This window comes from Streptomyces sp. URMC 124 (genome assembly GCF_051386455.1).
Classification (GTDB): domain Bacteria; phylum Actinomycetota; class Actinomycetes; order Streptomycetales; family Streptomycetaceae; genus Streptomyces.
This window is the reverse complement of record NZ_JBPQTS010000527.1, coordinates 1-257: the sequence shown is the minus strand read 5'-3', so window position 1 is coordinate 257 and position 257 is coordinate 1. Positions and strand designations below refer to the sequence as shown.

The window sequence follows — 257 nt, the reverse complement described above, 5'->3', positions numbered from 1 at the left end:
TCGAAGGCATCATGGATGTGAAATCCATTGCCGGCGATAACTTTCTGGGGGGCGAGGATTTTACGGAGCTCCTCTTTACGCACTTTTTACATACGCATGACTTGAATGCCGAAGATCTCAGTGCCAAAACGAGATCGCTGATCTATAAGCAGGCCGAAATGTGCAAGCTGGCCCTCGGCCAGGATAACGAAGCCAAGATGACCGTCCCTGCCGAGACCGGCAGCTTGGAGCTGCGCATAAGCCGGACGGAATTTGAA

General features: G+C 52.5%; 1 protein-coding gene. It reads left to right on the top strand.

What is annotated here, in order from left to right:
• Positions 1-11 precede the first annotated feature (11 nt).
• The coding region (locus ACSNOG_RS33580; protein WP_436756449.1) for an Hsp70 family protein at positions 12-257 on the top strand (246 nt) is incomplete at its 3' end.